Origin of the sequence: Romboutsia timonensis (assembly GCF_900106845.1) — a bacterium.
Taxonomy (GTDB): domain Bacteria; phylum Bacillota; class Clostridia; order Peptostreptococcales; family Peptostreptococcaceae; genus Romboutsia; species Romboutsia timonensis.
Genome location: NZ_LT629850.1, coordinates 1,798,489 through 1,804,894 on the forward strand (window position 1 = coordinate 1,798,489; position 6,406 = coordinate 1,804,894).

The 6,406-nt window shown below is 26.4% G+C and carries 4 protein-coding genes; all 4 read right to left on the reverse strand.

Going from position 1 to position 6,406, the window contains the following annotated elements; translation table 11 throughout:
- Positions 1-186 precede the first annotated feature (186 nt).
- Positions 187-1,464 (reverse strand): serine--tRNA ligase, encoded by a 1,278-nt coding sequence (gene serS / locus BN7997_RS11110; protein WP_071120849.1) that lies wholly within the window; start codon positions 1,462-1,464, stop codon positions 187-189.
- A gap of 19 nt (positions 1,465-1,483) precedes the next feature.
- Positions 1,484-2,044: a helix-turn-helix domain-containing protein gene (locus tag BN7997_RS11115; protein WP_071120850.1), complete on the reverse strand. Its 561-nt coding sequence runs from the start codon at positions 2,042-2,044 to the stop codon at positions 1,484-1,486.
- A gap of 1,265 nt (positions 2,045-3,309) precedes the next feature.
- Positions 3,310-5,070, reverse strand: coding sequence for an SH3 domain-containing protein (locus BN7997_RS11120; protein WP_071120851.1), 1,761 nt, complete (start codon positions 5,068-5,070; stop codon positions 3,310-3,312).
- Between the two features lie 301 nt (positions 5,071-5,371).
- A complete protein-coding gene (locus BN7997_RS11125; protein ID WP_071120852.1) occupies positions 5,372-6,313 on the reverse strand; it encodes an IS982 family transposase in 942 nt (313 codons plus the stop codon).
- Positions 6,314-6,406 lie beyond the last annotated feature (93 nt).

Consider the following 6,406-nt stretch of genomic DNA (forward strand, 5'->3'; position numbering starts at 1 on the left):
AATGTCGAAATTCGTAAAAACCTCTGAATTGTATAATATATTTATTATTTTTTTGATAAATTATATATTAATATCTATATTCAAATATATTTTTTATAATAATTAACTAAATATAAAAAAATAATCTCAATTTCTATCTTACCTCTAATATATAAAAGCTATGGATTAATCCATAGCTTTTATATATTACTTACATTCAATTTTATCTATACCCATATAAGGTCTTAAAACTTCAGGTATAATTACTGAACCATCTTCTTGTTGATAATTTTCAAGTATAGCAGCAAAGCTTCTTCCTATAGCTAATCCTGAACCATTTAATGTATGTGCATACTCAGTTTTTGAATCTTTGTCTCTTTTAAATCTAATTCCTGCTCTTCTAGCTTGGAAGTCTTCACAATTTGAGCAAGAAGATATTTCTACATATCTATTATAACTTGGCATCCAAACCTCAACATCATATTTAAATGCAGCTGTAAATCCTAAATCACCTGTACATATTTTAACTACTCTATAAGGTATCTTTAGTAATTGAAGTAAATACTCTGCATTATGAGTAAGTTTTTCTAGTTCATTATAAGATTCTTCTGGTGCTACAATTTTAACCATTTCAACTTTATTAAATTGATGTTGTCTTACTAAACCTCTAGTGTCTCTTCCTGCAGACCCTGCTTCTGATCTAAAGCAAGGTGTATATGCTGTATAATTTTTAGGAAGTTCATCAAATGATAATATTTGATTTGCATGAATGTTTGTTAAAGGAACTTCAGAAGTAGGTATTAAATAATAGTCTAGTCCTTCTATCTTAAACATATCTTCTGCAAATTTAGGTAATTGACCAGTACCTAAAAAACTATTTTTATTAGCCATAAATGGTGGAATTACTTCTGTATATCCTTGCTCACCTATATTAGTATCTAAGAAAAAGTTAATTAATGCTCTTTCAAGTCTAGCACCTAATCCTTTATATAAAGTAAACCTTGAACCTGTTATCTTAGCGGCAGTTTCAAAATCTAATATTCCTAAATCAGTTCCTAAATCCCAATGTGCTTTTGGGTTAAAGTTAAACTTTGTAGGCTCTCCCCAAGTTCTTACTTCAACATTATCTTCATCAGTTTCCCCTTGAGGAACTTCTTTATTCGGTACATTAGGTATTCTTAAAAGCTTGTACTCTAATTCATCATTAACTATTTTAATTTTTTCATCTAAAGATTTTATTTCATCTGATAATTTCTTTAGATTTGCTTTATCTTCAGTTATATCTTTACCTTCTTTTATAAGTTGAGGTATTTTTTTAGATTCTACATTCATCTTATTTTTTAATACTTCAACTTCTTTAAGAAGTTCTTTTCTTTTATCATCTAACTCAACAACTTCATCAAGGTTAAATTCTTTTTCTCCTCTTCTGTTCATTGCTTTTTTTATATCTTCTAAGTTTTCTCTTATTCTTTTTATGTCTAACATATTCATACTCTCCTTATGATTAATAATTTGGCTTTGATTTTATAAAAAGAACTTTTACATCCTTATCTGTACTATTTCTAAATTTATGCTCTCTATTAGGCAATATCCTAATTGTATCTCCTTCTCTTAATAGAAACTCTTCTTCATCATTAAATATAATATAAACTTCACCCTCTAAAATAAAAGCTAGCTCTTCTTCAATATGTGTAGAGTAATTTCCATAAGTATTACTATTTTCACTTAAATTCATTAATAATAATTCTACACTAGAATTTATTGGGCTAGGTGTTAAAACATCATATAATACATGCTTTTGATCTGGGTTATATATAGTTTTTCTATCTTCTCTTCTAAGAATTAACGATTCATTAGTAATATCTTCTTCAAATAAGGAGGATAGACTCACATTAAGTGCAGAGGCTATAGACTGTAATGCACTTAAACTAGGATTACCCATTCCTCTTTCTAATTGACTTAATAATGCAGAGCTTAAATTAGTCAGTTCTGAGAATTCCTTTATAGTTAAATTGTGCACTCTTCTATATTCACTTATTTTCTTTCCAATTTTTAAATTTTCCATATTCTTCTCTCCTGTCATATTTAGTATAACTCATTAGACTACAAAAATTCAATATATTTAATTTTTTTTATTATATTGAATTTTTATACTAGAAATGTTATACTTTTTTAATATAATAAATTTTATTCAATATATTAAAAAGAAGTTAGTATTGTGGAATCAAATTTATCTAAATACATTGGCAAAAATAAAAACTTCTATAAGATTATTTCTACAATTACAATACAATAGCTTTACAGAACATAATTTCTTATGGTGCAAATTTAATAAGTACTGTAATACTTGGAATACTTGGTTAAGTTCTTTAACTGCTACTAGTTTAGCAAATTAAGTATTTTCATATTTACTTTGCTTATATTCAAATTTTGCTAAGAAGATTTTGTTTTATTCAGTCAACACTGAGTAAACAAAATATAAAAAGTATTCAAAAGGTAACTACTATAGTTTTAAAGATTCTTTTATAGTATGCTTAATCCTTGCATTAGTATTGTTAATTCTACAAAAAAATTAATGACTATATTTACTTAAGACATTAAAGTTATAAATTTGAGTATTTCTTATTTAATGATATTTTATATTTCATATTATATTTGTAGTTGCTAATGCTTCGTCTGTAATCATAGGTAAAACTATTTGTTCTAGAAATAAATAAGATGTAATAGCTAAAAAAATAAATTATTATATGTTTATCTTGAATTAGGTATAGTTTCTGCTTGTGTATTGTTAATTAAAAATCCTGTTATAGCTATGTACAATATAGAATACAGTTATTGATGTACTATTTTTATTTCTTTTGCTTCCTATTGGATATATTGTAGCTTTTAAGTTTAACTTAAATCCAGTATTAGCACTTTTATTATTAAGATTTGAAACACCTATAAAGACGGTATTTTGATTATGGATACTAAACGATGATAAATAGATTAATATAGTTACTAAATAAATATTTTTACAATAAATGTATTTTAATAATGAAAAATTATGCTCAATATTATATACTATTACGAATAAAACTCCAATATTTCTCTACCGGATTCAGATTCTAGACAAAATCTATACTCTTTTATTTTATCAATACTCTTTATGAAGTGATAAATATTTCAATTTGATATATAAATACACATCTAATAAGCTAAAACTTAATTCTATATCTAGTATAATATCAATAAAATTTTTCATAAAAAAAGAAAATAGCCATTTTATACAAAATAAAATGGCTATTTGTCTACAATCTGATTTTAGCTATTAAATAATTTATTTTTTAATTATAATCTTACGTATTTACTAGAAACATAACCTGTTTTTCCACTATAGTTTACTTTATACCAACCTGTTTTTGACTTATCTACTATCTCTATAGTTTTTCCTTTTGGTATTGTTGTTATTATTTTACTTGATGTAGACGCTTGTACTCTTAAATTAAGGTTCGCCGTTGTAACTCCTTTTTGAGAAGTAGTTGATGGCTTATTTGTATTTGTATTATTATTACTTCCATTCATTGATACATATTTGCTAGAAACATAACCTGTTTTACCACTATAGTTTACTTTATACCAACCTGAGTTTAATTTCTCTACTATCTCTATAGTTTTACCTTTTGGTATTGTTGTTATTATTTTACTTGATGTAGATGCTTCCATTCTTAAATTAAGATTCGCTGTTGTAACTCCTTTTTCTGTAGGTACTGATGGTTTATTTTCAGTATTATTATTGTCGTTATTGCTATTACCGTCATTTACATTGCCATTGTTGTCATTTCCGCTATTTCCATCATTTACATTATCGTTGTTGTCATTTCCGCTATTTCCATCATTTATATTATCGTTGTTGTCATTTCCGCTATTTCCGTCATTTACATTATCGTTGTTATCGCTATTATTTCCACCTGTATTAATACTTACTCCCTCTGGTATTAAACAAGTGTAATTTAAGTCAACATTTCCACTTACTCCTGCAATACTACCATTTTCAGTATATTGCCACATATCGTAAGCTCTACCATAAGTATTTTTACTTGCATATTGAGCTACCCATAGATTATTTGAGTTAATAACATCTTCACTAAAATATTTATTACCAAAGTCTTTATTAGTATATAGTCCTGTAACATATCCTGCTGATTTTATTGTATTAATGAATGTATTAGCCATTTCTGTTGCTAACTCTTTAGTTACTGTAACCCCTTGCTTTTCTGCATAATCACGACTTGCATATTCATAGTCAAAGAACACTGGGTACGTAATACTTTCTTTATAGTCTGATATTACTTCTAGACATTTTTGAGCTTCTATCTTAGCATTTTCTACACTAGTAGCATAACTGAACCAATATATACCTATTTTAAGACCAGCATCTCTAGCTCCTTCTATGTTTTGATAGAATTTTTCATCAACTGTATTTCTACCGTATCCCGCTCTTATAATTACATAATCAGCACCAGCATTTTTTACACTTTTCCAGTCAATATCACCATTCCATTTACTTACATCAATACCTTTTTCAATTGGCTTTAATTCTAAGTATGCAGCATGTATATATCCTTCTTTTCCTTGGAAATCAATTTTATACCATCCATTACTTTTTCCTGTAATATCAACAGTATCACCTAGTTTTAAAGCTCCTATTTTTTCATGTGAAGTAGATGAACCGCTTCTGACATTTAAATTATCAGTTGTTACAGTACCACATCCTATTGAATTAGGATTTGTTAATGTTACTGTTTCAAGATTGTCTAAACTAGCACTTCTAGTAAGACCTCCATCTATACTATATGTTTTGTTTTGCTCTGGATCTACTTGAATATCAGAGTCATATGAAGTAGCTTCAATATTTTCCTTAGTTAATTCTTCAGTAATTTCAACCTCTTCAATAGTTGCTTTTTCCCCATAAACAACTTCTTCATTTCTTAAATCATTTTTTAGAATTTTACTTACTTCTTCTGCATTAGCTATAAGCATTGCATTTTGTGATGTTAATGTTGCGCATAATGATAGTGTAAGTAAACACTTAATTCTCTTTCTATGCATAATATTTCTTATCCCACCTTTAAATATTTTTTCTTATCATTACAAAAATACTAATATTTCGTTGTATGTTTTTATAATAATTTTGTATATTATCTACAAAAAAAGAAGTAATATGTCGAATTTTGTAGTTGTACAATATAATATTATATTATGTAATTACAAAATTGTAAATATTACTTCTCTTTTTTAATAAGTATTAATTTTTTTAATTAATCTATTGTGCTAGTTCAAAATTTTTTCCAAATAAAGTTAATTGATTTTAACAAAAAACAATATCCATTAAGTCTAGTATTTGTAAAATTTAACCAAATACTAGACTTTTTATTTTAGCTATAGAATCATAATTTCCTATCAATTTATTTATTAGAAATGAAATATTATGTCCTAATACTTTTATTGATATTCTTGTTATAAATCCAAGCATTGATTTACTTTTTACTTTATTTAGGTTTAATTGTTCTGTTAATTGAGAAAAGCTAGTTTCTATTCTCCTTCTAACTTTAAATATCAATTGTCTTATTTGTTTTGGATAGTTATCTTTACTATTTCCTCTTTTTAAAAATAGTAAATTTATATCTTTTTCAGTTTTTAACTCAGGCGTTAGCCTTTTGTTAATGTAACCTTTATCACCTATAATAGAAATTGAATTATATTTGGCACATAAATCCCATACTGCATTTCTATCATCAATATTTGCAGGCGTTATAACATAATCAGTTAAGAAACCATCTACTGTAGTAAGTGCGTGAAACTTAAACCCAAAATAGGTTTGCTTTTTTGATGGACATACTCCATAAGAGGCTTCGCCTTTAAAGCACTTACTAAAATGTGCTCTGCCAAACTCACAAACTGGAATCGGCATACTATCTATAACTCTTATATTATTCGAATAAGACTGAATATACAATGAAATATATTCTCTTATCTCATTAATTACAGAATGTAAATTTCGTTTTGTCCTATTAAATCTAGTTCTATCTCCTAACTTTGGAAATAGTTTTGAATATTCCCTACTCAATAAGCTGAAAAATGCTTTTTCTGAATCTATGGTTAGAAGTTCACCAACTATACTTATAGTTATTATTTCGCTATCGCAAAGTTTACTATCTTTGATATTGCGTATATTTCTAATACTTATAGGTATGATATCATTATATATATCATCAACTATTGTAAAAATTATAGTAAATAAATCCGTTAAATTTTCTACTTTCTGGATATAATAATTATTAAGCTCCAACACTGTAGTAACCCTCCTTTAGATTGGTGATAATCTTAGGGTACTATATTTGTTGGAGTTTTATTATTGTAAAATTTAACTAGCACAATGGATTAA

Coding starts and splice junctions, on each gene's coding strand:
- BN7997_RS11120 (WP_071120851.1), bottom strand. CDS start 5,070: ATGCATAGAAAGAGAATTAAGTGTTTACTTACACTATCATTATGCGCA.
- BN7997_RS11115 (WP_071120850.1), bottom strand. CDS start 2,044: ATGGAAAATTTAAAAATTGGAAAGAAAATAAGTGAATATAGAAGAGTG.
- serS (WP_071120849.1), bottom strand. CDS start 1,464: ATGTTAGACATAAAAAGAATAAGAGAAAACTTAGAAGATATAAAAAAA.